We start from the raw sequence: 25,009 nt of genomic DNA, 5'->3' as shown, positions 1-25,009 counted from the left end.
GCAAGCCGGAGAGACAAAATCTTGACTCGCTGCCGCAGATAGTTTAAGCTGGCAGGGTTGCCCTGAAACGGGGAACAAGAGGCAAAGCAAGTCTGTTGTTTGAGAACTCAATAGTGTGTTTGGTGGTTTTTGTTTGTTGTTTTTTGCCATCTTGGTGGGGGACTCCCCGTCTTCCTGCCACATGAGATGGTTTGTTTTTTTGATGCCAGTTTTTGGTGTCTTTTGTTTGTGATCGGATTTTTCTGATTCGAATTCTGCCCTGGCCTGTGGGTTGGGGGGTTTTTGTTTGGAGAGTTTGATCCTGGCTCAGGACGAACGCTGGCGGCGTGCTTAACACATGCAAGTCGAACGGAAAGGCCCTTCGGGGTGCTCGAGTGGCGAACGGGTGAGTAACACGTGGGTGATCTGCCCTGCACTTTGGGATAAGCCTGGGAAACTGGGTCTAATACCGAATAGGACTCCGGCCTTCATGGGTTGGGGTGGAAAGCTTTTGCGGTGTGGGATGGGCCCGCGGCCTATCAGCTTGTTGGTGGGGTAATGGCCTACCAAGGCGACGACGGGTAGCCGGCCTGAGAGGGTGACCGGCCACACTGGGACTGAGATACGGCCCAGACTCCTACGGGAGGCAGCAGTGGGGAATATTGCACAATGGGCGCAAGCCTGATGCAGCGACGCCGCGTGAGGGATGACGGCCTTCGGGTTGTAAACCTCTTTCAGCACAGACGAAGCGCAAGTGACGGTATGTGCAGAAGAAGGACCGGCCAACTACGTGCCAGCAGCCGCGGTAATACGTAGGGTCCGAGCGTTGTCCGGAATTACTGGGCGTAAAGAGCTCGTAGGTGGTTTGTCGCGTTGTTCGTGAAAACTCACAGCTTAACTGTGGGCGTGCGGGCGATACGGGCAGACTGGAGTACTGCAGGGGAGACTGGAATTCCTGGTGTAGCGGTGGAATGCGCAGATATCAGGAGGAACACCGGTGGCGAAGGCGGGTCTCTGGGCAGTAACTGACGCTGAGGAGCGAAAGCGTGGGGAGCGAACAGGATTAGATACCCTGGTAGTCCACGCCGTAAACGGTGGGTACTAGGTGTGGGTTTCCTTCCTTGGGATCCGTGCCGTAGCTAACGCATTAAGTACCCCGCCTGGGGAGTACGGCCGCAAGGCTAAAACTCAAAGGAATTGACGGGGGCCCGCACAAGCGGCGGAGCATGTGGATTAATTCGATGCAACGCGAAGAACCTTACCTGGGTTTGACATGCACAGGACGCTGGTAGAGATATCAGTTCCCTTGTGGCCTGTGTGCAGGTGGTGCATGGCTGTCGTCAGCTCGTGTCGTGAGATGTTGGGTTAAGTCCCGCAACGAGCGCAACCCTTGTCCTATGTTGCCAGCGGGTTATGCCGGGGACTCGTAGGAGACTGCCGGGGTCAACTCGGAGGAAGGTGGGGATGACGTCAAGTCATCATGCCCCTTATGTCCAGGGCTTCACACATGCTACAATGGCCGGTACAAAGGGCTGCGATGCCGTGAGGTGGAGCGAATCCTTGTAAAGCCGGTCTCAGTTCGGATCGGGGTCTGCAACTCGACCCCGTGAAGTCGGAGTCGCTAGTAATCGCAGATCAGCAACGCTGCGGTGAATACGTTCCCGGGCCTTGTACACACCGCCCGTCACGTCATGAAAGTCGGTAACACCCGAAGCCGGTGGCCTAACCCCTTGTGGGAGGGAGCCGTCGAAGGTGGGATCGGCGATTGGGACGAAGTCGTAACAAGGTAGCCGTACCGGAAGGTGCGGCTGGATCACCTCCTTTCTAAGGAGCACCACGAGACCTGCGTCGGCCCCGTAAATTGCGGGATCAGCTGAGCGTCAGGCGATTCGTTGGATGGCTCGACCTCTGTAGTGGAGGCGGGTCTGGTGCAGCAACAAACTTTGATGAAACCGCCAGGCACACTATTGGGCTTTGAGACAACAGGCCCAGCGGGACCCTCGCTCTACGGAGATTGGGGTTGCCGGCCGTGCGTGTCCCGTTGGGGGCCAGGCGGTTGCTGTTGTCGCCCTGCTTTGGTGGTGGGGTGTGGTGTTTGATTTGTGGATAGTGGTTGCGAGCATCTCGCATACAGGAAGACTCCGGTCTCGTGAGAGGTTGGGGTGTTGTTGTGTGTGTTTGATGTGCAATTTCTTTTTTTCTTTTTCTGGTTTTTTGTGTTGTAAGTGTTTAAGGGCGCATGGTGGATGCCTTGGCATTAGGAGCCGATGAAGGACGTGGGAGGCTGCGATATGCCTCGGGGAGCTGCCAACCGAGCGTGGATCCGAGGATGTCCGAATGGGGAAACCCAGCACGAGTGATGTCGTGTTACCCAACGCTGAATATATAGGCGTTGGGGGGGAACGCGGGGAAGTGAAACATCTCAGTACCCGTAGGAAGAGAAAACAATTGTGATTCCGTGAGTAGTGGCGAGCGAAAGCGGAGGATGGCTAAACCGTATGCATGTGATACCCGGCGGGGGTTGTGTGTGCGGGGTTGTGGGGCGTTTCTTCTCAGCACCGCCGTGCTGGGCAGCAGTGATAAAGGTGTGTGTTAGTCGAAGTGGTCTTGGGATGGCCTGCCGTAGAGGGTGAGAGCCCCGTAGGTGAAAACATGCACTCTGTTGTGGAACTGTCCCCGAGTAGCAGCGGGCCCGTGAAATCTGCTGTGAATCTGCCGGGACCACCCGGTAAGCCTGAATACTTCCTGATGACCGATAGCGGATTAGTACCGTGAGGGAATGGTGAAAAGTACCCCGGGAGGGGAGTGAAATAGTACCTGAAACCGTGTGCCTACAATCCGTCAGAGCCCTCCTTTGTGGTGGGGTGATGGCGTGCCTTTTGAAGAATGAGCCTGCGAGTCAGGGACATGTCGCGAGGTTAACCCGGGTGGGGTAGCCGTAGCGAAAGCGAGTCTGAATAGGGCGTATCCAGTCAGTTGTGGCTGGTGTAGTGGTGTGTTCTGGACCCGAAGCGGAGTGATCTACCCATGGCCAGGGTGAAGCGCGGGTAAGACCGCGTGGAGGCCCGAACCCACTTAGGTTGAAGACTGAGGGGATGAGTTGTGGGTAGGGGTGAAAGGCCAATCAAACTCCGTGATAGCTGGTTCTCCCCGAAATGCATTTAGGTGCAGCGTTGCGTGTTTCTTGCCGGAGGTAGAGCTACTGGATGGCCGATGGGCCCTACTAGGTTACTGACGTCAGCCAAACTCCGAATGCCGGTAAGGGTAAGCGTGGCAGTGAGACGGCGGGGGATAAGCTCCGTGCGTCGAGAGGGAAACAGCCCAGATCGCCGGCTAAGGCCCCTAAGCGTGTGCTAAGTGGAAAAGGATGTGCAGTCGCGAAGACAACCAGGAGGTTGGCTTAGAAGCAGCCACCCTTGAAAGAGTGCGTAATAGCTCACTGGTCAAGTGATTGTGCGCCGATAATGTAGCGGGGCTCAAGCACACCGCCGAAGCCGCGGCAATACGTAAGTATTGGGTAGGGGAGCGTCCTGCACCCAGTGAAGCAGCCTGGTAATGGAGCTGTGGAGGGTGTGGGAGTGAGAATGCAGGCATGAGTAGCGATAAGGCAAGTGAGAACCTTGCCCGCCGAAAGACCAAGGGTTCCTGGGGCAGGCCAGTCCGCCCAGGGTGAGTCGGGACCTAAGGCGAGGCCGACAGGCGTAGTCGATGGACAACGGGTTGATATTCCCGTACCCGTGTGTGCGCGCCCATGATGAATCAGAGGTACTAACCACCCAAATGGTGGCCTATCCAATCCTTCGGGAGCGGAAAGTCGCCGGCTGCGTGGGACCTTCTCTGGTAGTAGTCAAGCGATGGGGTGACGCAGGAAGGTAGCCATACCAGTCAGTGGTAATACTGGGGCAAGCCTGTAGGGAGTTGGATAGGTAAATCCGTCCAACACGTATCCTGAGAGGTGATGCATAGCCGAGTGAGGCGAATTTGGTGATCCTATGCTGCCGAGAAAAGCCTCTAGCGAGCTCACACACGGCCCGTACCCCAAACCAACACAGGTGGTCAGGTAGAGAATACTAAGGCGTACGAGTGAACTATGGTTAAGGAACTCGGCAAAATGCCCCCGTAACTTCGGGAGAAGGGGGACCTCCTACTGTCAACACCCTTGCGGTGGGTAGCGGTGGGGGGTGGCACAAACCAGTGAGAAGCGACTGTTTACTAAAAACACAGGTCCGTGCGAAGTCGCAAGACGATGTATACGGACTGACGCCTGCCCGGTGCTGGAAGGTTAAGAGGACCCGTTAACCCTTCGGGGTGAAGCGGAGAATTTAAGCCCCAGTAAACGGCGGTGGTAACTATAACCATCCTAAGGTAGCGAAATTCCTTGTCGGGTAAGTTCCGACCTGCACGAATGGCGTAACGACTTCTCAACTGTCTCAACCATAGACTCGGCGAAATTGCACTACGAGTAAAGATGCTCGTTACGCGCGGCAGGACGAAAAGACCCCGGGACCTTCACTACAACTTGGTATTGGTGCTCGGTTCGGTTTGTGTAGGATAGGTGGGAGACTGTGAAGCGGCCACGCCAGTGGTTGTGGAGTCGTTGTTGAAATACCACTCTGACCGTATTGGGCCTCTAACCTCGAACCGTCTATCCGGTTCAGGAACAGTGCCTGGTGGGTAGTTTAACTGGGGCGGTTGCCTCCTAAAATGTAACGGAGGCGCCCAAAGGTTCCCTCAACCTGGATGGCAATCAGGTGTTGAGTGTAAGTGCACAAGGGAGCTTGACTGCGAGACGGACATGTCGAGCAGGGACGAAAGTCGGGACTAGTGATCCGGCACCTCTGAGTGGAAGGGGTGTCGCTCAACGGATAAAAGGTACCCCGGGGATAACAGGCTGATCTTCCCCAAGAGTCCATATCGACGGGATGGTTTGGCACCTCGATGTCGGCTCGTCGCATCCTGGGGCTGGAGCAGGTCCCAAGGGTTGGGCTGTTCGCCCATTAAAGCGGCACGCGAGCTGGGTTTAGAACGTCGTGAGACAGTTCGGTCTCTATCCGCCGCGCGCGTCAGAAGCTTGAGGAAACCTGTCCCTAGTACGAGAGGACCGGGACGGACGAACCTCTGGTTTACCAGTTGTCCCACCAGGGGCACGGCTGGATAGCCACGTTCGGACAGGATAACCGCTGAAAGCATCTAAGCGGGAAACCTCTTCCAAGACCAGGCTTCTCACCCTCTAGGAGGGATAAGGCCCCCCGCAGACCACGGGATTGATAGACCAGACCTACACACCTAGTAATAGGTTCAGGGAACTGGCACTAACCGGCCGAAAACTTACACACACCCACCCACGGGCGGGTAACAAAAAATGTGTAAGAAAACAAAGAAATGACGCACACCGCGCTCGCAACCACATCCACATGTTTGGACACGTGAAACCAGCAATGGTTTCCCGCACCCCACCACCAAAACACCAAAGATTTCCCCCCACCAAAACACTGGGGGTCACTGAAAAAGTGAATAGAGTTACGGCGGCCATAGCGGCAGGGAAACGCCCGGTCCCATCCCGAACCCGGAAGCTAAGCCTACCAGCGCCGATGATACTACCCACACGGGTGGAAAAGTAGGACACCGCCGAACACACATTAGAATTACCCCCCACGATTATGTGGGGGGTAATTCTATATCCGGACCCATTTGCGAGTCGCTGCGAATTCGGGCGACTGTCGCGATTCGCCGGCACCCGGCTATCCTTTTCCGGGACAGGTGATCGACCAGGAAGGCCAGCGTGGCGCAGGACAGGCAGGGTGGCAGCGGTGAACGGCGTCCGCGTCGTACCGACGGCGGGCCACGACGGAACTTCCGGGACCGTCCCAACGCACCGCAGGACTCTTCCGACAGTGACGCCCGGCGATCCTCCGGCCCGCCGATCCCGAAAGAGATCGAGGCCAAACAGTTGTCGCCGGAGATCCGCAGTGAGCTGATCACGCTGGACAAGTCGACCGCCGACGTGGTGGCGCGGCATCTGGTCGCGGCCGGTGAACTGCTCGAGGACGATCCCGAGGCGGCACTGGCCCATGCCCGCGCTGCCCGCGCCCGGTCCGGACGCATCGCCGCCGTCCGAGAGGCCGTCGGCATCGCCGCCTACTACTGCGGCGACTGGGCGCAGGCCCTGGCCGAGTTGCGCGCCGCCCGCCGGATGGGCAGCAAGTCCTCGCTGTTGCCGCTGATCGCCGACTGCGAACGCGGTGTCGGCCGGCCCGAGCGCGCCATCGAACTGGCCCGCACCCCCGAAGCCGAAAAGCTCACCGGTGACGATGCCGACGAGCTGCGCATCGTGGTGGCCGGCGCCCGCTCCGACCTGGGACAGCACGAACAAGCCCTGGCCGTGCTGGCCAGCCCGCCGCTGGATCCGACCAGAATCGGGCAGACCAGTGCCCGGCTGTACTACGCGTACGCCGAGACGCTGCTGGCGCTGGGCCGGACCGAGGACGCGGTGCAGGCATTCATCAACGCGGCAGCCGCCGACGTCGACGGCGTCACCGACGCCGAAGAGCGCCTCACCGAGCTGACCTGAGATGGCCACGCTCGTACAGGAGCATGACTGCCTGCTCCTGGATTTGGACGGCACCGTCTTCCGCGGTCACGAACCCACCACCGGAGCGGTCGAAAGCCTGGCCGAGGTGCGGCCGCGGGCACTGTTCGTCACCAACAACGCCTCCCGTTCGGCGGCCGAGGTCGCTGCCCATCTGCGCGAATTGGGCTTCGCCGCCGGAGCCGACGACGTGGTCACCAGCGCCCAGAGCGCGGCGCGGCTACTGGCCGCCCAATTGCCGGCCGGGGCTGCCGTCCTGATCGTCGGGACCGACTCGCTGGCCGCCGAGATCGCGGGCGTGGGCCTGCGCCCGGTCCGCACGGTGGCCGAGAACCCCGTCGCGGTGGTCCAGGGGCATTCCCCGTCCACCGGATGGAGCGATCTGGCCGAGGCCGCGCTGGCCATCCGCGCCGGCGCCATCTGGGTGGCCGCCAACGTCGACCGCACGCTACCGTCCGAGCGGGGACTGCTGCCGGGCAACGGCTCCATGGTCGCGGCGCTGCGATCGGCCACCGACCAGGAACCCCAGGTCGCCGGCAAGCCGGCCCCCACCCTGCTCAACGACGCACTGGCACGCGGCACCTTCGGTGCGCCGCTGGTGATCGGGGATCGCCTCGACACCGATATCGAAGGCGCCAATGCCGCCGGCCTGCCCAGCCTGATGGTGCTCACCGGCGTGAACACCGCCGCGGACATGGTGCATGCCGTCCCGGCGCAGCGCCCGGTGTTCGTGGCCCCGGACCTGCGGTCACTGCACACCGACGGCCAGGCGCTGCGGATCGCACCGCATCCGGCCTGGCGGGTCGACGGTGACGGGCCCAGGCTCACGGTCCGGGCGACCGGCGCGCAGGCCACCGATGAGCTGAGCGTGGTGCGCGCCCTGGCGCACGCCGCGTGGGCCGCCGGTGGCGCCAACGGCCGGTTGGAGATCGCGCCAGGTGACGACACGGCCCGTGCCGCACTACAACGCTGGGCGCTGCTGAGCTGACCGGATCGGCTAGCGTGATCTCCTGACATGAGTACCGATCCCGAGCAGATCCGCTCCGATATCGAGGAGCTGCTGGCCGGCCTGCCCGACACCACAGCGGGCGATGTCGAGCCGGCCGATATCGAGGCCGTCGCCGTGCGCCTCGAGCAGGCGCACGACCTGCTGGTGCGCGCCCTGGAATCGGTGGAAGGCTCCGGCATACTGCAGGGCGACGCGATCGCGGAGAATTGAACCGATGACACGGCGGGCACGGGTGGACGCCGAGCTGGTGCGACGCGGACTGGCCCGATCGCGCCAGCAGGCGGCCGAGCTGATCGACGCCGGCTTGGTGCGCATCGACGGGATGCCTGCCGTCAAGCCGGCCACCGCGGTGTCGGTCGATGCCGCGCTTACCGTCACCGCCGTCGAACGGACCTGGGTGTCCCGCGGGGCGCACAAGTTGATCGGCGCACTCGATGCCTTCGGGGTTCCCGTCCAAGGCCGGCGCTGTCTGGACGCCGGGGCGTCAACCGGTGGTTTCACCGAGGTGCTGCTGGACCGCGGCGCAGCACACGTCGTCGCCGCCGATGTCGGTTACGGCCAGTTGGCCTGGTCGGTGCGCTCCGACGACCGGGTGGCCGTGCTGGAACGCACCAATGTGCGGGAGCTGACGCCCGAAGCCATCGGCGGTGTCGTCGACCTGGTGGTCGCCGATCTGTCCTTCATCTCACTGACGACCGTGCTGCCCGCGCTGACCGCCTGCGCGTCGGCCGACGCGGATATCGTGCCGATGGTGAAACCGCAATTCGAGGTCGGCAAGGACCGGGTGGGCGCCGGCGGGGTGGTGTCCGATCCCGCGCTGCGCGCCGACGCCGTGCTCGGAGTTGCCCAGCGGGCCGGCGAATTGCATTGGCATACCGTCGATGTCACGGCCAGCCCACTGCCGGGCCCGTCGGGTAACGTCGAGTTCTTCCTCTGGTTGCGCGCAACCACCGACCACCCGCTGCAGGGTGACGCACTCCAGCGCGCGATAGCCCGCGCCATCGACGAAGGACCGCAATGACCAGCGAACGCACCGTCCTGGTGGTCGTGCACACCGGCCGCGACGAAGCCACCGACACCGCCCGCCGCGTCGAGAAGGTGCTCGGCGACCACGGCATCGGGCTGCGGGTGCTGACGGCCGAAGCCGTCGACCGGGGTGCGCTGCACCTCGATCCCGACGACATGCGCGCCCTCGGGATCGACATCGAGGTCGTCGATCCCGACGAGCGCGCCGCCGAAGGCTGCGAGGTGGTGCTCGCCCTGGGTGGCGACGGCACGTTCCTGCGGGCGGCCGAGCTCGCGCGCAACGTCGAGATCCCGGTGCTGGGAATCAATCTGGGCCGCATCGGGTTCCTGGCCGAAGCCGAGACCGAGGTGCTCGACAGTGTTCTGGAGAACGTCATCAACCGCAATTACCGCGTCGAGAATCGGATGACGCTGGACGTGGTGGTCCGCGAGGGCGGCAAGATCCGGGACCGCGGTTGGGCGCTGAACGAGGCCAGCTTGGAGAAGGGGCCGCGGTTGGGCGTCCTGGGCGTCGTGCTCGAGGTCGACGGCCGGCCGGTGTCCTCCTTCGGCTGCGACGGGGTGCTGGTCGCGACGCCCACCGGGTCGACGGCATACGCCTTCTCGGCCGGCGGCCCGATCCTGTGGCCGGACCTGGAGGCGATCCTGGTGGTGCCCAACAATGCGCACGCGTTGTTCGCCCGGCCGATGGTCACCAGCCCGGACGCGGCGATCGCCATCGAAGTGGAGGGCGGGGGACACGACGCGATGGTGTTCTGCGACGGACGCCGCGAGATGGTGGTGCCCGCCGGTGCACGCCTGGAGGTGACCCGCTGCGGCACCTCACTGAAGTGGATCCGGCTGGACAGCGCGCCCTTCACCGATCGACTGGTGCGCAAGTTCCGCCTGCCCGTCACGGGATGGCGTGGCCAGTAGTGCTCTCCGAGATCCGCATCGAGTCGCTGGGTGCGATCAGCACCGCGACCGCCGAGTTCGACCGGGGCCTGACCGTGCTCACCGGGGAGACCGGCGCCGGTAAGACCATGGTGGTCACCGGACTGCACCTGCTCGGCGGCGCCCGCGCCGACGCCAACCGGGTCCGCACCGGCGCCGAACGGGCCGTGGTCGAAGGGCGCTTCATCACCACCGATGTGCAGTCCGAGGTGATCGGCCGGATCGACGAGATCCTCGATTCGTCCGGGGCCGAACGCGATGACGACGACAGCGTCATCGCGGCCCGGTCGGTCAGCCGGGACGGGCCGTCACGGGCGTACCTGGGCGGCCGCAGCGTGCCCGCGAAATCGCTGAGCTCGTTCACCAACGAACTGCTGGCCCTGCACGGCCAGAACGATCAGCTGCGGCTGATGCGCCCCGACGAGCAGCGGGCGGCGCTGGACCGGTTCGCCGACGTGAGCACGCCGCTGGCCAAATATCGTGCGGTGCGCGAGGAGTGGCTGTCCGCCCGCCGGGACCTGATCGACCGCACGCAGCGGGCGCGCGAACTTGCCCTGGAATCGGACCGGTTGACCTTCGGGCTCAACGAGATCGACGAGGTGGCCCCGGAACCCGGTGAGGACGACGCGCTGGTCGCCGAGATCCGCCGGCTCTCGGAACTCGACGCGCTGCGCGAGGCGGCGGCCGGCGCGCGCGCCGCGCTGGCCGGCGCGCCCGACGACGACGCCGGTGAATCGGTGTCGGCGGCCGCCGCGGTGGCCCAGGCCAAGGCGGCGCTGCAGGGCACCGACGATTCGGCGTTGCGCACCCTGGGCGACCGGCTGGCCGAAGCGGTGGCGGTGATCGGTGACGTCTCCACCGAACTCGGTGACTATCTTGCCGAATTGCCCAGTGACGCAAGCACCTTGGAAGGCAAGCTGGCGCGCCAGGCCGAACTGCGGGGGCTGACCCGCAAGTATGCCGCCGATATCGACGGTGTGCTGGCCTGGGCGAAGGAATCCCGGGAACGGTTGGCCCAGCTCGACGTCTCGGAGGAGGCGCTGGCCGGGTTGCGCGCCAGGGTCGACGAGCTGCAGGCCAAGCTGGTCACGGTGGCCGCCGACCTCACCAAGGCCAGGACCAAGGCCGCCAAGGGCCTGGCCAAGGCGGTTACCGCCGAGCTTGCCGGGCTCGCCATGAGCGGGGCCGATTTCGGGATCAATGTGTCGCCGCTGCCGGCCCGCGCCGACGACTCCGCACCGTTGACGCTGCCGAACGGCACCGTCGTGCACGCCGGTCACGACGGAGCCGACGCCGTCGAGTTCGGTTTCGCCGCGCACCGCGGCACCGACCTGCTCCCGTTGGCCAAGAGCGCTTCCGGCGGCGAGCTGTCGAGGGTGATGTTGGCTCTGGAGGTGGTCCTCGCGGCGTCGGCGGCCGGCACCACGATGGTGTTCGACGAGGTCGACGCCGGTGTCGGTGGCCGTGCCGCGGTGCAGATCGGGCGGCGGCTGGCCCGGCTGGCCCGTACCCACCAGGTCATCGTCGTCACCCACCTGCCGCAGGTGGCCGCCTACGCCGACACCCACCTGGTGGTCGAGAGCGGGCCGAAGTCCAGCCGGGTGGTGCGGCTGGAAGAGGATGACCGGGTGGCCGAATTGGCCCGGATGCTCGCCGGTCTCGGCGACACCGACACCGGTCGGGCGCACGCACGTGAGCTGTTGGACGCCGCGCAACAGGAGCGCAGTAGCCCTTAACCGGACCCGCTCAGCTCGACGACCGCGGTGACCGTGAGGTCGATCCAGCACTGGGCCGCGGCATCCTCGGTGTGATCCCAGTCGATCCGGGCGGTGCCGGTCAGCTGGATGGTCGAGCCGGTCTGCCAATTCGGGATCAGCAGTCCGCAGTGCGGATTGACGGCGATATTGCCCAGCGTCATGAACATCGAGTTGCCGCGGTAGTCGGGCCAGCGCAGCCGGGTCGGCGACATGACGTGCAGGAAACCCGGATCGCCGCCGCGGTGTGAGGCGTCGGCATTGCCGTCGGTGTCCGCCGACCCGACGAAGAACGTGTCGGCGGCGCCGAGGACGTCGCGGGTGTGCGCGTCGATCTCCGCCGCCCACCGCGCACCCGTCGGGCCCGAGCGCAGGCCCGGCACGGTTCTGGGCGTGATGTACTTCGGGCAGTTCGAATACACCTGATCGGTGTGGATGCGCAGGCCGTCCGCGGTCGGTACGGCCGTGCCGTTGACCCGCATCCGGCGTCGGGTTTGCGGTTCGATGGCGATCATCCCGATCCGCTGTGGACGCGTCAGGATCTCGGCCAGGGGATCGCCGGGTGCGGGGGACGCCGCGATCACGATGGTCCGCGGATCGGCTGCGTGCACGAAGCCGGGCGGACCGGTGATCACGCCGGTCCACACCCGGCCTTCGCCGTCCACCGCGCTGACCACGGCCATCGGCTGCTGGACCAGGAAATCAGCTGCTGCCGTGGGTATTTCGGCGCGGACCATCCGGCCGACCCGATCGGCGATCTGCTGTTGTCCCATGCGGCGCTGTACGGCGATCTCACCAGCGTGGTACACGGCCATGGCGGCGACTCAGAAGAATCCGCACGTGGGCGCGGAACCACTCGGGGCCGGTTCGGCCTCCACCCCGCTGAGGGTGTACACCTCCAGCCGGATGCCGTCGGGGTCGGTGAAGAAGATGCCGCCGGAGGCCGCGCCTTCGCGATGGGCCACCACACCGTCGTGGGCGAACGCCGCCCCCAGCTCCTTGAGTGCGGCTTCCACCGTCCTGACCTCGTCGATGTTGTCGACCTGGAACGAAAGATGGTGCAAGCCGGGTGTTTTTGTGGAAAACGCGCCGTCGCTCTGCTGCCACAGGGTCAGTCGCAGGGTTCCGTCATAACCCAGGAACGCGTACCGGTGCTCCCCGTCGGTGCTGATGCCCAGCTGCTCGAAACCCAAGGCTCGCCGGTAGAACTCGACCGAGCGCTCCAGGTCGGTGACGTTGAGCCCGACGTGTCCGGGGGTGGTGGCAGTGGTCATGCTGGACCTCCAAGATGTAACCGTTGACGTTTCATTTGTAGGTTAGGCAGACTCGGCCCCCGCCGTCAACCATCTAAATCAATTTAGATGGTTAGTGCGATACTCTGGGGTATGCGCGATCCGCGTCCGCACGTCGGCGAGCCCCTTGCGCTGGATCTGTTGAACACCCGCTGGATGTCACCCGAGGGCCCGCGGGATCTGTTGGCCGATACGGCCGGGCTGCGGTGCTGGCTGCAGACCAACGACCTGGCCGACCGTTGCAGCGCCGATGAGCGCACCCGCACGGCGTTGGTGCGCACCCGCGAGGCGGTCCTGCGTGCGGTCCAGGGTGGGGCGCCCGATGATCTGAACGAGGTGCTCGAGCGCGGGCGCATCAAGCGCCGGCTGACCGACACGGGACCGCACGACGAACCCGACGTGCCGCAATCGCAGTGGCTGGCCGGCTGGCTGGCCGCCGACAACCTGTTGCGGTTGCTCGCCGAGTCGCCGCAGCGGATCAAGCAGTGTGACCACCCGCACTGCATCCTCTGGTTCTACGACACGTCGAAGAACGGCACCCGGCGCTGGCATTCGATGACCACCTGCGGCAACCGTGCCAAGGCAGCGCGGCATTACGCGGCGAGACGCGATTGAGACGCTCTGGCTGTTGCAGATGTGACAAAAGAAAACTTGTGGGGCTGGTGTTACGGCGCGCCTCCACCTCAACTTGAGGGTTGGCCGACAGAATCGCCCCATGAAGATGTCAGCGCTGCTATCCCGTAATGCCAGCTCAAAGCCGGGCGTCATCGGTACCGCCCGCGTTGATCGCGACATCGACCGACTTCTGCGCCGCGTCGGGCCCGGGGACGTCGTCGTCCTCGACGCCCTCGATCTGGACCGGATCACCGCCGACGCGCTCGTGGAGGCGGGAGTGTCCGCGGTGGTCAACGCGTCCCCGTCCATCTCGGGCCGCTACCCCAACCTGGGCCCGGAGGTGTTGGTGGCCAACGGCATCGTGCTGATCGACGAAGCGGGGCCCGAGGTCTTCAAGAAGGTCAAGGACGGCGCCCGGGTCCGGGTCAACAACGGCGGCGTCTACTCCGGTGACCGCAGGATCGCGCACGGGACCGAACGCAACGACCTGGAAATCCACGAGCTCATGGTGGAAGCCAAGAGCGGGCTGGTGGCTCATCTGGAAGCCTTCGCGGGCAACACCATCGAGTTCATCCGCAGCGAAAGCCCGCTGCTGATCGACGGGATGGGCATCCCCGACATCGACGTCGACATGGACCGCAGGCACGTGGTCGTCGTGGCCGAGGGCCCGTCGGCCGCCGACGACCTCAAGGCGCTCAAGCCGTTCATCAAGGAGTACCAGCCGGTGCTGGTCGGTGTGGGCACCGGCGCCGACATCCTGCGCAAGGCCGGCTACCGGCCGGCGCTCATCGTCGGGGATCCCGGGATCATCAGCAGCGACGCGCTGCGGTGCGGCGCCCAGGTGGTGCTGCCGGCCGACGCCGACGGTCACGCCCCCGGCCTGGAACGGATCCAGGACCTCGGCGTCGGCGCGATGACCTTCCCGGCCGCCGGGTCGGCCGCCGACCTGGCGCTGCTGCTGTGCCACCACCACGGCGCCGCGCTCATCGTCACCGCGGGGCACAGTGCCACCATCGAGGAGTTCTTCGACCGCTCCCGGCAGCAGAGCAACCCGTCGACGTTCCTCACCCGGCTCAAGGTGGGGGAGAAGCTGGTCGACGCCAAGGCCGTGGCCACCCTGTACCGCAGCCGCATCTCCGGGGGTGCCGTCGCCCTGCTGGTGCTGGCCATGCTGATCGCGGTGATCGTCGCGCTGTGGGTGTCGCGCACCGACGCCGTGGTGCTCGACTGGGTGGTCGACTACTGGAACCGCTTCCTGCTCTGGGTTCAGGGCTTGGTGACCTAATAGTGCCGGCAAGGGGTGCTGCATGATTTCACTTCGCTCACATGCGATTTCGCTGGCGGCGGTGTTCTTGGCCTTGGCCGTCGGTGTGGTGCTGGGATCCGGGCTGCTCTCGGACACCGTGCTGTCCGGGCTGCGCAAGGACAAGGCCGACCTGCACCAGCAGATCAACACGCTGACCGACGACAAGAACGCACTCAACGAAAAGCTGGCAGCTGCAGGCGAATTCGACAGCCTGATGGCACCCAGAATCCTGCGCGACACCCTCGGCGGCAAGTCGGTAATCATCTTCCGCACCCCGGATGCCGCCGACGACGACGTCGACTCGGTCACCCGGCTGGCCACCCAGGGCGGGGCGACGGTCACCGGCACCATCGCGCTGACCCCGCAGTTCGTCGACGCCAACTCCTCGGAAAAGCTGTTGTCCGTGGTGAACTCGCCCATCCTGCCGGCCGGCCGCCAGCTGTCCACCAAATCGGTCGACCAGGGTTCGCAGGCCGGTGATCTGCTCGGCATCGCACTGCTGGCCGGCAGGGAGCCGGCGGTGGCCGACGATCAGCGCGACACCGTGCTGGCCGCGCTGCGCGAGACGGGTTTCATCTCCTACGACGCCCAGCGCATCGGCGCGGCCAACACCGCGCTCATCGTGACCGGCGGCAACCTCGGCGACGACGCGGGCAACCGCGGTTCGACGGTGGCCCGCTTCGCCGCCGCCTTGGCGCCGCACGGCACGGGCACCGTGCTGGCCGGGCGTGACGGTTCGGCGACCGGCACCGCCGCGGTGGCGGTGACCCGTTCCGACGCCGCGCTGTCCTCCGCGGTGACCACCGTCGACGACGTCGACGCACAGTCCGGCCGGATCACCAGCGTGCTGGCGCTGGCCGACCTGGTGCGCGGCGGCAAGCCGGGGCAGTTCGGCATCGGGCAGGGCGCCTCCTCGGTGACCGTGCCGCAGTGACGCGACGCCGGTAATCGCCCTCCACCGGCGCGCCAGCGACAGCTTGTCGGAGTCGGTGTTAAGGTGAGATTCCGTGGGTCGGCAGGCCCCAGGTAGCAGTCAGCTACCTTGCCCCATCGCCACGGAGGTTGCCCTTGCCCGGCCAAGCGAAACCGTTACGCAAGCACCCGCACACCGCGACGAAGCATCTTTTCGTCAGTGGTGGCGTTGCTTCTTCGCTCGGTAAAGGCCTGACGGCCAGTAGTCTCGGGCAGCTGCTCACCGCTCGCGGTTTGCAGGTGACCATGCAGAAGCTCGACCCGTATCTCAACGTCGACCCGGGCACCATGAATCCGTTCCAGCACGGTGAGGTGTTCGTCACCGAGGACGGTGCCGAGACCGATCTCGACGTCGGGCACTACGAGCGGTTCCTGGACCGCGACCTGTCCGGGTCGGCGAATGTGACCACCGGCCAGGTGTATTCGTCGGTGATCGCCAAGGAACGCCGCGGCGAGTACCTCGGCGACACCGTGCAGGTCATCCCGCACATCACCGACGAGATCAAGCACCGCATCCTGGCGATGGCCGAAGCCGACGCCAAGGGCAACCGCCCCGATGTGGTCATCACCGAGATCGGCGGCACCGTCGGCGATATCGAATCGCTGCCGTTCCTGGAGGCCGCCCGGCAGGTCCGCCACGAGGTCGGCCGGGACAACTGCTTCTTCCTGCACGTGTCGCTGGTGCCGTTCCTCAAGCCCTCCGGCGAGCTCAAGACCAAGCCCACCCAGCACTCGGTGGCCGCGCTGCGCAGCATCGGCATCTCCCCGGACGCGCTCATCCTGCGCTGCGACCGTGAGGTGCCCGAGCCGCTGAAGAACAAGATCGCGCTGATGTGCGACGTCGACATCGACGGCGTGATCTCCACCCCCGACGCCCCGTCGATCTACGACATCCCCAAGGTGCTGCACCGCGAGGAACTCGACGCCTATGTGGTGCGCCGGCTCAACCTGCCGTTCCGTGATGTCGACTGGACGCAGTGGAACGATCTGCTGCAGCGGGTGCACGAGCCGCGGGAGACGGTCCGAATCGCCCTGGTGGGCAAGTACATCGACCTCTCCGATGCCTACCTGTCGGTGGCCGAGGCACTGCGCGCCGGTGGCTTCGCCCACTACGCCAAGGTCGAGATCCGGTGGGTGCCCTCCGACGACTGCGAGACCGACCCCGGTGCGGCCGCCGCGCTCGACGACGTGCACGGCGTGCTGATCCCCGGCGGCTTCGGCATCCGCGGTATCGAAGGCAAGCTCGGCGCCATCGGCTACGCTCGCCGGCGTGGGGTGCCCGTGCTGGGCCTGTGCCTGGGCCTGCAGTGCATCGTGATCGAGGCCGCCCGCTCGGTGGGCTTGACCGAGGCCAGCTCCTCGGAGTTCGACCCCGACACCCCGGACCCGGTGATCTCCACCATGGCCGACCAGCTGGACGCCGTCTCCGGCGAGGCCGATCTCGGCGGCACCATGCGCCTCGGCGCGTATCCGGCCGTGCTGGAGTCGGGTTCGATCGTCGCGCAGGCCTACGGCGCCACCGAGGTGTCCGAGCGGCACCGGCACCGCTACGAGGTGAACAACGCCTACCGGGACCGCATCGCCGAGAGCGGATTGAAGTTCTCCGGCACCTCCCCGGACGGGCACCTGGTGGAGTTCGTGGAGTACGACCGCGAGGTGCACCCGTTCCTGGTCGGCACCCAGGCCCACCCCGAGCTCAAGAGCCGGCCCACCCGGCCGCACCCGCTGTTCTCCGCGTTCATCGGCGCGGCGCTGCAGTACAAGGCGGGGGAGCGGCTTCCCTTGGGCGAACTGGTGGCCGAACACGCCGAACCCGCACACCGTGGCTGAGCACGACTTCGACACGCTCGAATCCGAAACCGTCTACGTCGGCAAGATTCTCGCCCTGCGCGCCGACGAGGTGCGGATGCCCGGCGGGGGCAGTGCGCGCCGTGAGGTGGTGGAGCACTACGGCGCGGTGGCCGTCGTCGCCCTCGACGACGACGACAACATCGCGCTGGTGTACCAGTACCGCCATCCCATCGGTCGCCGGCTCTGGGAACTGCCCGCCGGCCTGCTCGACCTCGGCGGTGAGCCGCCGGCGCTCACCGCGGCCCGTGAGCTGGAAGAGGAGGCCGGGCTGGCCGCCAGGCACTGGGCCGTGCTGGTCGACGTGGACTCCTCGCCCGGATTCAGCGACGAGAGCGTGCGCGTGTTCCTGGCCACCGGGCTGACCGAGGTGGACCGGCCGCAGGCGCACGACGAGGAGGCCGACCTGCGCCTGGAATGGGTGCCGCTGGCCGACGCCGTGCAGCGGGTGCTCGACGGCGAGATCGTCAATTCCATTGCAGTGGGCGGAATTCTGGCCGCGCACACCGTCTCGGATCGGTCCCGGCTGCGTCCCGTGGACACGCCGTGGCCGGACCGGCCACGTGCCTTCGCCGCCCGCCAAGGCCACCCGTGACCACGGCTGTCGGCACGGTCGAACACCAGGTGCGGGGTTATCTCGATCACCTGGTCATCGAGCGGGGAGTGGCAGCCAACACCATCAGTTCCTATCGGCGTGACCTGCGCCGCTACACCGAACACCTCACCGAGCGCGGGATCACCGATCTGCGTGACGCCTCGGAGTCCGACGTCAGCGACTTCCTCGTCGCGCTGCGCCAGGGCGACCCGGACACCGGCGCGGCGGCGCTGTCGGCGGTGTCGGCCGCCCGCGCGCTGGTCGCCGTGCGTGGCCTGCACAAGTTCCTGACCGCCGAGGGCATCGTCGACGTCGACGTCGCCCGCGAGGTCAAACCGGCCACCCCGTCACGCCGGCTGCCCAAGAGCCTGACCGTCGACGAGGTGGTGGCGTTGTTGGAGGCCGTCGGCGGCGACCGCGACTCCGACGGGCCGCTGAGCCTGCGCAACCGGGCACTGCTTGAGGTGCTGTACTCGACCGGCGCCCGGATCTCCGAGGCCGTCGGGCTGGACATCGACGACGTCGACACCACATCGCGGTCGGTGCTGCTGCGGGGTAAGGGCGGCAAGCAGCGGCTAGTCCCGATCGGGCGGCCCGCCGTCGCGGCCCTGGACACCTACCTGGTGCGGGGGCGTCCCGACCTGGCCCGGCGCGGTAAGGGTACCCCGGCCATTTTCCTCAACGCCCGCGGCGGCCGGCTGTCCCGGCAGAGCGCCTGGCAGGTGTTGCAGGATGCCGCCGAGCACGCCGGGATCACCGCCGCGGTGTCACCGCACACCATGCGGCACTCGTTCGCCACCCATCTGCTCGAGGGCGGGGCGGACGTGCGCGTCGTGCAGGAACTGCTGGGGCACTCCTCGGTGACCACCACGCAGATCTACACGCTGGTGACGGTCAACGCGTTACGTGAGGTGTGGGCGGGCGCGCACCCGCGCGCTCTTTAGCCGGCCGCACCGAGGTACCGGGACTCCAGCACCAGGTCGGGCAGCAGGGTCTGGTACTCGGCGTGGGTGTGGTGCTCCACGGTGTCCCACAACGAGCCTTGCTGCTCCTTCATGTACGCCCGGTACTTCGGCGCACCGGGCAGCTTGACGTTGTCGGCGACGACGATCGAACCGGAATGCAGCCAGCCGCGATCGAGGATGCTCTGCAGGTCGGTGAGGTAGGCGGCCTTGGCGTGGTCGATGAAGACGAAGTCGAGGGAGCCCGGCGCGAAGCCCAGGGTGTCCAGGGTGGTGCCGCCGTCGCCGAGGGTGCCCACCACGCAGGTCAGGCGATCACCGACGCCGGCGTGCGCCCAGATCCGGCGGGCGATGTCGGCATTGGCCGCGGACAGCTCCACGGAGAACACCCGCGCGGCCGGGGCGGCGCGGGCGATGCGCAGGGCGCTGTACCCGCAGTAGGTGCCCAATTCGAGCGCGACCGCCGGGTTGGCGCGCTGGACTGCGGCGTCGAGCAGCAGGCCCTTCTCATCGCCGACGTTGATGAGGAACGACTGCTCGTAGGCGAACCGGTCGATGGCGGCCAGCACGTCGTCGACGTCCCCGCGACGCGACTCGCGCAACACGTATTCGGCGGCCGCTGCCTCCCGCCCATCGCCGATCTGACCGGTTTTGCTGATGTTGCGGGAGCCCCAGGCCATCCGCACGAACGACCAGCGCAGGAAAGGGGCACGCCGTGTGAGACCCATATCGCGACCTTACCCAGCGGGTCTGCCGTGTCAGGCCCATCTCCACGGCTAGACTCTGCTGCGATGTTCGCCGAGGAGGAAGGGGCCGCATGAGCGACGACGGCAGCCTCCACCTCGGAATCGAACCCCAGCCCGAGGTGGGCCTCACCGGCCGGCCGCCCCGCGACATCCCCGAACCGGCCCCGCGCACCAGCCACGGCCCCGCCAAGGTGATCGCGATGTGCAACCAGAAGGGCGGCGTCGGCAAGACCACCTCGACCATCAACCTGGGTGCCAGCCTGGCCGAGTACGGCCGGCGGGTGCTGCTGGTGGACCTGGACCCGCAGGGCGCCCTGTCGGCCGGACTCGGGGTGCCGCATTACGAGCTGGAACACACCGTGCACAACCTGCTGGTCGAGCCGCGGGTGTCGATCGACCAGGTGCTCATCAAGACCCGGGTCAGCGGGCTGGACCTGGTGCCCAGCAATATCGACCTGTCGGCGGCGGAGATCCAGCTGGTCAACGAGGTGGGTCGGGAGCAGTCGCTGGCCCGCGCGCTCTACCCGGTGCTCGACCGCTACGACTATGTGCTGATCGACTGCCAGCCCTCGCTCGGCCTGCTCACGGTCAACGGCCTGGCCTGCGCCGACGGGGTGATCATCCCGACCGAATGCGAGTTCTTCTCGCTGCGGGGGCTGGCACTGCTCACCGACACCGTCGACAAGGTGCGCGACCGGCTGAACCCGAAACTCGACATCAGCGGCATCCTGGTGACCCGGTATGACCCCCGCACCGTGAACGCGCGCGAGGTGATGGCGCGGGTGGTGGAACGGTTCGGGGACCTGGTGTTCGACACCGTCATCACCCGCACGGTGCGCTTCCCGGAGACCAGCGTCGCGGGCGAGCCCATCACCTCGTGGGCGCCGAAATCCGGTGGCGCCCAAGCGTATCGGTCGTTGGCTCGCGAGGTCATCCACCGGTTCGGTTCGTGAGCGCCGAACCCGAGCCGGCCACCGCGCAGACGGGTTTCCAGGTCCGGCTCAGCAATTTCGAGGGTCCCTTCGACCTGCTGCTGCAGTTGATCTTCGCCCATCGCATGGATGTCACCGAGGTTGCCCTGCACCGGGTGACCGACGACTTCATCGCCTACACGAAGGAGATCGGCCGCCAGCTGGAGCTGGACGAGACGACGGCGTTCCTGGTGATTGCCGCCACATTGCTGGACCTGAAAGCGGCGCGACTGCTGCCGGCCGGTGAGGTGCAGGACGAGGAGGACCTGGCCCTGCTGGAGGTGCGCGACCTGCTGTTCGCGCGGCTGCTGCAGTACCGGGCGTTCAAGCACGTGGCCGAGATGTTCGCCGAGCTGGAGGCCGCCGCCCTGCGCAGCTATCCCCGCTCGGTGGCCTTGGAACCCCGCTTCGAGGAACTGTTACCCGAGGTCACCCTGGGTGTGGACGCGTTGCGGTTCGCCGAGATCGCCGCGTCCGCGTTCACCCCGCGGCCGGTGCCGACGGTGCGGCTGGACCACCTGCACGTCCAGCCGGTGTCGGTGCCCGAGCAGGCGATGCGGCTGATGGGGCTGCTGGAGCAGCGCGGGGTCGGCGGGTGGTCGTCCTTCGGTGAGCTGGTCGCGGGGTGTGACGTGATGCAGATCGTGGGCAGCTTCCTGGCGCTATTGGAGCTCTACCGGGCCAGGGCGGTAACATTCGAGCAACCAGAACCGCTTGGTGTGCTCCAGGTTTCGTGGACCGGGGATCGGCCTACCAACGAACACCTCGCCGCCGCAGTGGAAGAAGACCAATGACCGACGACATGACCGACACCGAAACGCGTGTCGATCTGGGCACCGAGGTCGCCGAACCGTCCGAACTCGACAGCGACGTCACCCTCGACGACCTCGCGACCGACGCAGACCTCGCGCTCGACGATGCCGAACTGCTCGCGGTGCTGGAGGCCCTGCTGCTGGTGGTGGACGCCCCGGCGTCGGTGGATGCGCTGGCCGCGGCGGTGGATCAGTCCGCCGAACGGGTCGAGGCCACGCTGCGGCAGCTGGCCGCCGACCTGACCGCCCGCGACAGCGGGATCGACCTCCGCGAGGCCGGTGGTGGCTGGCGGATGTACACCCGCGCCCGGTACGCCCCGTATGTGGAACGGTTGCTGCTCGACGGCGCCCGCTCCAAGCTGACCAGGGCGGCGCTGGAGACTTTGGCGGTGGTGGCCTATCGCCAGCCGGTGACCCGGGCCCGGGTCAGTGCGGTGCGCGGCGTCAACGTCGATGCCGTGATGCGCACGCTGCTGGCACGCGGCCTGATCATCGAGGCCGGCACCGATGCCGACAGCGGGGCAGTGACTTTCGCGACCACCGAGCTGTTCCTGGAGCGGCTCGGGTTGTCCTCGCTCGCCGATCTGCCCGATATCGCGCCGCTGCTGCCCGATGTCGATGTGATCGACGATCTCAGCGAAAACCTCAGCGACGAGCCGAGATTCGCGAAGCTGGACGCGACCGGTAATGCGCCTGAGGCGCCGCCGGCGATCGATGTGGACAAGGACTGATATGACCGAGCCAGAAGGCGTGCGACTGCAGAAGGTGCTGTCGCAGGCCGGGGTTGCCTCGCGCCGCGTCGCCGAGCGGATGATCACCGACGGCCGGGTGGAGGTGGACGGCCGGATCGTCACCGAGCTGGGCACCCGGGTCGACCCGGAGAACGCCGAGATCCGGGTGGACGGCACCCGCATCCAACTGAACGACGACCTGATGTACCTGGCGATCAACAAGGAACGCGGAATGCACTCCACCATGTCCGACGACAGGGGCCGACCCTGCGTCGGCGACCTGGTGGAGCACCGGGTGCGGGGCAACAAGCACCTGTTCCACGTCGGCCGGCTGGACGCCGACACCGAGGGACTGCTGATCCTCACCAATGACGGTGAGCTGGCGCACCGGCTGATGCACCCCTCCTACGAGGTGCCCAAGACCTACGTCGCGACCGTGCTGGGCAGCGTCCCGCGCGGACTGGGCCGCAAGCTCAAGGACGGGGTGGAACTCGACGACGGCCCGGCCCATGTGGACGACTTCGCGGTGGTCGACACCCTGCCCGGCAAGACGCTGGTGCGGGTGACCCTGCATGAAGGACGCAAGCGGATCGTGCGCCGACTGCTGGCGGCGGTCGGTTTCCCGGTGCAGGCGTTGGTGCGCACCGATATCGGATCGGTGAATCTGGGGGAGATGCGGCCGGGCAGTATCCGGGTGTTGACCCGCAAGGAGATCGGTGAGTTGTACAAGGCGGTGGGGATGTGAGTGAGGCGCTGACGGTGGCCCTGGACGGGCCCGCGGGTACCGGAAAGTCTTCGGTGTCAAGGGGTTTGGCGCACGCGCTGAATGCCCGCTACCTGAACACCGGGGCCATGTACCGGATTGTCACCCTGGCGGTGCTGCGCGCCGGAGTCGACCTCGCCGACGCCGACGCGGTGGCCGAGGTGGCCGACGAGGCCGAGCTGGCCGTGGGGTACGACCCCGACTACGACACGGCTTTCCTTGCCGGCGAAGACGTTTCGGCCGAGATCCGTGGCGACGAGGTGACCGCGGCGGTGTCGGCGGTCTCGGCGATTCCGGCGGTGCGGGCGCGGCTGGTGCAGTTGCAGCGCGAGCTGGCCGCCGGTGAGGGGGCCGTGGTGGTCGAGGGCCGCGATATCGGCACGGTGGTGCTGCCCGACGCCGACGTGAAGATCTTCTTGACGGCCTCCGCGCAGGAGCGGGCCCGCCGGCGCAACGCGCAGAACGTCGCCAACGGCCTGCCCGACGACTACGACGCGGTGCTCGCCGACGTGCAGCGGCGCGACCACCTGGACTCCACCCGCGCGGTGTCGCCGCTGCGGGCCGCCGACGACGCGCTGGTCGTCGACACCAGCGCGATGACCGAGTCCGAGGTGGTCACCCATCTGGCCGATCTGGTGGTGCAGCGGGCCGGGGCCTACAAATGACCGACATCGAATCCGGTTCGCCATCGGATGGCACCTGGTCCGACGAGAGTGACTGGGACATCGGCTTCGCCGACGACGAGACCGGTGCAGCCGAGGCCGCCGCGCCGCCCCCGGTGATCGCCGTCGTCGGCCGGCCCAACGTCGGCAAATCGACACTGGTGAACCGCATCCTGGGCCGGCGCGAGGCTGTCGTGCAGGACGTTCCGGGGGTCACCCGGGACCGAGTGTCCTATGACGCCAACTGGCTGGGCCGGCGCTTCGTGGTGCAGGACACCGGAGGCTGGGAACCCGACGCCAAGGGGCTGCAGCAGAAGGTGGCCGAACAGGCGTCGGTGGCGATGCAGACCGCGGACGCGATCATCATGGTCGTCGATGCCGTGGTCGGGGCGACCACGGCCGACGAGGCGGCGGCCAAACGGCTGCAGCGCTCCGGCAAACCGGTATACCTGGCGGCGAACAAGGTCGACAACGACCGCACCGAGGCCGAGGCGGCCGCGCTGTGGTCACTCGGGTTGGGGGAGCCGCACCCGATCAGCGCCATGCACGGGCGGGGGGTGGCCGACCTGCTGGATCTGGTGACCGCCGACCTGCCCGAGATCTCGGAGGTGCGCGGTGGGCCCGGCGGTCCGCGCCGCGTCGCGCTGGTCGGCAAACCCAACGTCGGCAAGAGTTCGCTGCTGAACCGGCTGGCCGGTGACGAGCGCTCGGTGGTGCACGACCAGGCGGGTACCACCGTCGACCCGGTGGACTCGTTGATCGAATTGGACGGCAAGCCTTGGCGTTTCGTCGACACCGCGGGCCTACGGCGCAAGGTCGGCCAGGCCAGCGGGCACGAGTTCTACGCCTCGGTGCGCACTCACAGCGCCATCGACGCCGCCGAGGTGGTCATGGTGCTCATCGACGGATCGCAGCCCATCACCGAACAGGACCTGCGGGTGCTGTCGATGGTGATCGAGGCGGGCCGGGCGCTGGTGCTGGTGTTCAACAAGTGGGACCTGGTCGACGAGGATCGCCGGTATCTGCTGGACCGGGAGATCGACCGCGAGCTGGTGCAGGTGCAGTGGGCACCGCGGGTGAACATCTCGGCCACCACGGGCCGTGCGGTGCAGAAACTGGTTCCGGCCCTGGAGAAGTCGCTGGCCTCGTGGGACACCCGCATTCCGACCGGCCGGCTCAACACCTTCATCAAGGAGATCGTGGCGGCCACGCCGCCGCCGGTGCGCGGCGGTAAGCAGCCGCGGATCCTGTTCGCGACCCAGGCGGCCACCCGCCCGCCGACGTTCGTGTTGTTCACCACCGGCTTCCTGGAGGCCGGGTATCGCCGGTTCCTGGAGCGCAAGCTGCGCGAGACGTTCGGCTTCGAGGGCAGCCCGGTGCGGATCAACGTGCGGGTCCGGGAGAAACGCGGTCCGGTCAAACGTCGCTGACGGCGCCCTGGGTA

General features: G+C 66.5%; 21 protein-coding genes and 3 rRNA genes. 21 read left to right on the top strand and 3 right to left on the bottom strand.

Annotation, left to right across the window (positions count from 1 at the left end):
- The first annotated feature begins 283 nt into the window (after positions 1 to 283).
- The 9 genes from BN977_RS01215 (at position 284) to recN (ending at position 11,272) form a co-directional block, all read left to right on the top strand.
- A 16S ribosomal RNA gene (locus BN977_RS01215) occupies positions 284 to 1,803 on the top strand.
- A 395-nt stretch (positions 1,804 to 2,198) separates the two neighbouring features.
- A 23S ribosomal RNA gene (locus BN977_RS01210) occupies positions 2,199 to 5,315 on the top strand.
- A 185-nt stretch (positions 5,316 to 5,500) separates the two neighbouring features.
- A 5S ribosomal RNA gene (gene rrf, locus BN977_RS01205) occupies positions 5,501 to 5,613 on the top strand.
- Together the 16S, 23S and 5S rRNA genes form the textbook arrangement of a ribosomal RNA operon.
- A 148-nt stretch (positions 5,614 to 5,761) precedes the next feature.
- A complete protein-coding gene (locus tag BN977_RS01200) occupies positions 5,762 to 6,550 on the top strand; it encodes a tetratricopeptide repeat protein (protein ID WP_084172366.1) in 789 nt (262 codons plus the stop codon).
- Between the two features lies 1 nt (position 6,551).
- Positions 6,552 to 7,556, top strand: coding sequence for an HAD-IIA family hydrolase (locus BN977_RS01195; protein WP_036395827.1), 1,005 nt, complete (start codon positions 6,552 to 6,554; stop codon positions 7,554 to 7,556).
- Between the two features lie 27 nt (positions 7,557 to 7,583).
- On the top strand, positions 7,584 to 7,787 hold the full coding sequence (locus tag BN977_RS01190) for a hypothetical protein (protein WP_024449657.1): 204 nt from the start codon (positions 7,584 to 7,586) through the stop codon (positions 7,785 to 7,787).
- 4 nt (positions 7,788 to 7,791) lie between these two features.
- A complete protein-coding gene (locus BN977_RS01185; RefSeq protein ID WP_036395825.1) occupies positions 7,792 to 8,598 on the top strand; it encodes a TlyA family RNA methyltransferase in 807 nt (268 codons plus the stop codon).
- A complete protein-coding gene (locus tag BN977_RS01180; protein WP_024449659.1) occupies positions 8,595 to 9,518 on the top strand; it encodes an NAD kinase in 924 nt (307 codons plus the stop codon). Before BN977_RS01185 ends, BN977_RS01180 begins: the two co-directional genes overlap by 4 nt.
- Positions 9,518 to 11,272 carry a DNA repair protein RecN gene (gene recN, locus BN977_RS01175; RefSeq protein WP_036395823.1) on the top strand — a complete coding sequence of 585 codons (1,755 nt, stop codon included), beginning with the start codon at positions 9,518 to 9,520 and terminating at the stop codon, positions 11,270 to 11,272. The genes BN977_RS01180 and recN overlap by 1 nt, the downstream gene beginning before the upstream one ends.
- Here recN and BN977_RS01170 read toward each other — a convergent pair.
- A complete protein-coding gene (locus BN977_RS01170; protein WP_051560947.1) occupies positions 11,269 to 12,105 on the bottom strand; it encodes a pyridoxamine 5'-phosphate oxidase family protein in 837 nt (278 codons plus the stop codon). The genes recN and BN977_RS01170 overlap by 4 nt on opposite strands.
- A 9-nt stretch (positions 12,106 to 12,114) precedes the next feature.
- Positions 12,115 to 12,564, bottom strand: coding sequence for a VOC family protein (locus BN977_RS01165; RefSeq protein ID WP_024449662.1), 450 nt, complete (start codon positions 12,562 to 12,564; stop codon positions 12,115 to 12,117).
- 111 nt (positions 12,565 to 12,675) lie between these two features.
- On the opposite strand from BN977_RS01165, the gene BN977_RS01160 reads away from it, so the two are divergent.
- The 6 genes from BN977_RS01160 (at position 12,676) to xerD (ending at position 18,862) form a co-directional block, all read left to right on the top strand.
- Positions 12,676 to 13,197: a CGNR zinc finger domain-containing protein gene (locus tag BN977_RS01160; RefSeq protein WP_024449663.1), complete on the top strand. Its 522-nt coding sequence runs from the start codon at positions 12,676 to 12,678 to the stop codon at positions 13,195 to 13,197.
- A 100-nt stretch (positions 13,198 to 13,297) separates the two neighbouring features.
- Positions 13,298 to 14,482: a putative cytokinetic ring protein SteA gene (steA, locus tag BN977_RS01155; protein WP_024449664.1), complete on the top strand. Its 1,185-nt coding sequence runs from the start codon at positions 13,298 to 13,300 to the stop codon at positions 14,480 to 14,482.
- A gap of 22 nt (positions 14,483 to 14,504) precedes the next feature.
- The gene (locus tag BN977_RS01150) at positions 14,505 to 15,437 is read left to right on the top strand and encodes a copper transporter (RefSeq protein ID WP_024449665.1); all 933 of its coding nucleotides are present in this window, start codon (positions 14,505 to 14,507) and stop codon (positions 15,435 to 15,437) included.
- Between the two features lie 134 nt (positions 15,438 to 15,571).
- A complete protein-coding gene (locus BN977_RS01145) occupies positions 15,572 to 17,305 on the top strand; it encodes a CTP synthase (RefSeq protein WP_036395821.1) in 1,734 nt (577 codons plus the stop codon).
- Positions 17,298 to 17,918 (top strand): NUDIX domain-containing protein, encoded by a 621-nt coding sequence (locus tag BN977_RS01140; RefSeq protein ID WP_024449667.1) that lies wholly within the window; start codon positions 17,298 to 17,300, stop codon positions 17,916 to 17,918. Before BN977_RS01145 ends, BN977_RS01140 begins: the two co-directional genes overlap by 8 nt.
- Positions 17,915 to 18,862 (top strand): site-specific tyrosine recombinase XerD, encoded by a 948-nt coding sequence (gene xerD / locus BN977_RS01135; protein ID WP_036395817.1) that lies wholly within the window; start codon positions 17,915 to 17,917, stop codon positions 18,860 to 18,862. Before BN977_RS01140 ends, xerD begins: the two co-directional genes overlap by 4 nt.
- Here the strand turns inward: xerD and BN977_RS01130 are convergent.
- Positions 18,859 to 19,608, bottom strand: a complete 750-nt coding sequence (locus BN977_RS01130) for an O-methyltransferase (protein WP_036395813.1) — start codon at positions 19,606 to 19,608, stop codon at positions 18,859 to 18,861. The genes xerD and BN977_RS01130 overlap by 4 nt on opposite strands.
- 89 nt (positions 19,609 to 19,697) lie before the next feature.
- Here BN977_RS01130 and BN977_RS01125 point away from each other — a divergent pair, with 89 nt between their 5' ends.
- Genes BN977_RS01125 through der form a run of 6 tightly spaced genes read left to right on the top strand, consistent with a single transcriptional unit; the run spans position 19,698 to position 24,995 of the window.
- Positions 19,698 to 20,579, top strand: a complete 882-nt coding sequence (locus BN977_RS01125; RefSeq protein ID WP_024449670.1) for a ParA family protein — start codon at positions 19,698 to 19,700, stop codon at positions 20,577 to 20,579.
- Positions 20,576 to 21,391: a segregation/condensation protein A gene (locus BN977_RS01120; RefSeq protein ID WP_024449671.1), complete on the top strand. Its 816-nt coding sequence runs from the start codon at positions 20,576 to 20,578 to the stop codon at positions 21,389 to 21,391. The genes BN977_RS01125 and BN977_RS01120 overlap by 4 nt, the downstream gene beginning before the upstream one ends.
- Complete coding sequence (scpB, locus tag BN977_RS01115) at positions 21,388 to 22,140, top strand: SMC-Scp complex subunit ScpB (protein WP_024449672.1); 753 nt, start codon at positions 21,388 to 21,390, stop codon at positions 22,138 to 22,140. Before BN977_RS01120 ends, scpB begins: the two co-directional genes overlap by 4 nt.
- Position 22,141: 1 nt before the next feature.
- On the top strand, positions 22,142 to 22,885 hold the full coding sequence (locus BN977_RS01110; protein ID WP_024449673.1) for a pseudouridine synthase: 744 nt from the start codon (positions 22,142 to 22,144) through the stop codon (positions 22,883 to 22,885).
- Positions 22,882 to 23,568 (top strand): (d)CMP kinase, encoded by a 687-nt coding sequence (gene cmk / locus BN977_RS01105; RefSeq protein WP_024449674.1) that lies wholly within the window; start codon positions 22,882 to 22,884, stop codon positions 23,566 to 23,568. Before BN977_RS01110 ends, cmk begins: the two co-directional genes overlap by 4 nt.
- Positions 23,565 to 24,995 carry a ribosome biogenesis GTPase Der gene (der, locus tag BN977_RS01100; RefSeq protein WP_036395809.1) on the top strand — a complete coding sequence of 477 codons (1,431 nt, stop codon included), beginning with the start codon at positions 23,565 to 23,567 and terminating at the stop codon, positions 24,993 to 24,995. The genes cmk and der overlap by 4 nt, the downstream gene beginning before the upstream one ends.
- The last annotated feature ends 14 nt before the right edge of the window (positions 24,996 to 25,009 follow it).

Source organism: Mycolicibacterium cosmeticum, assembly GCF_000613185.1.
Taxonomy (GTDB): domain Bacteria; phylum Actinomycetota; class Actinomycetes; order Mycobacteriales; family Mycobacteriaceae; genus Mycobacterium; species Mycobacterium cosmeticum.
The sequence above is the reverse complement of the archived record's forward strand: the minus strand, read 5'-3'. Positions and strand labels throughout refer to the sequence as shown.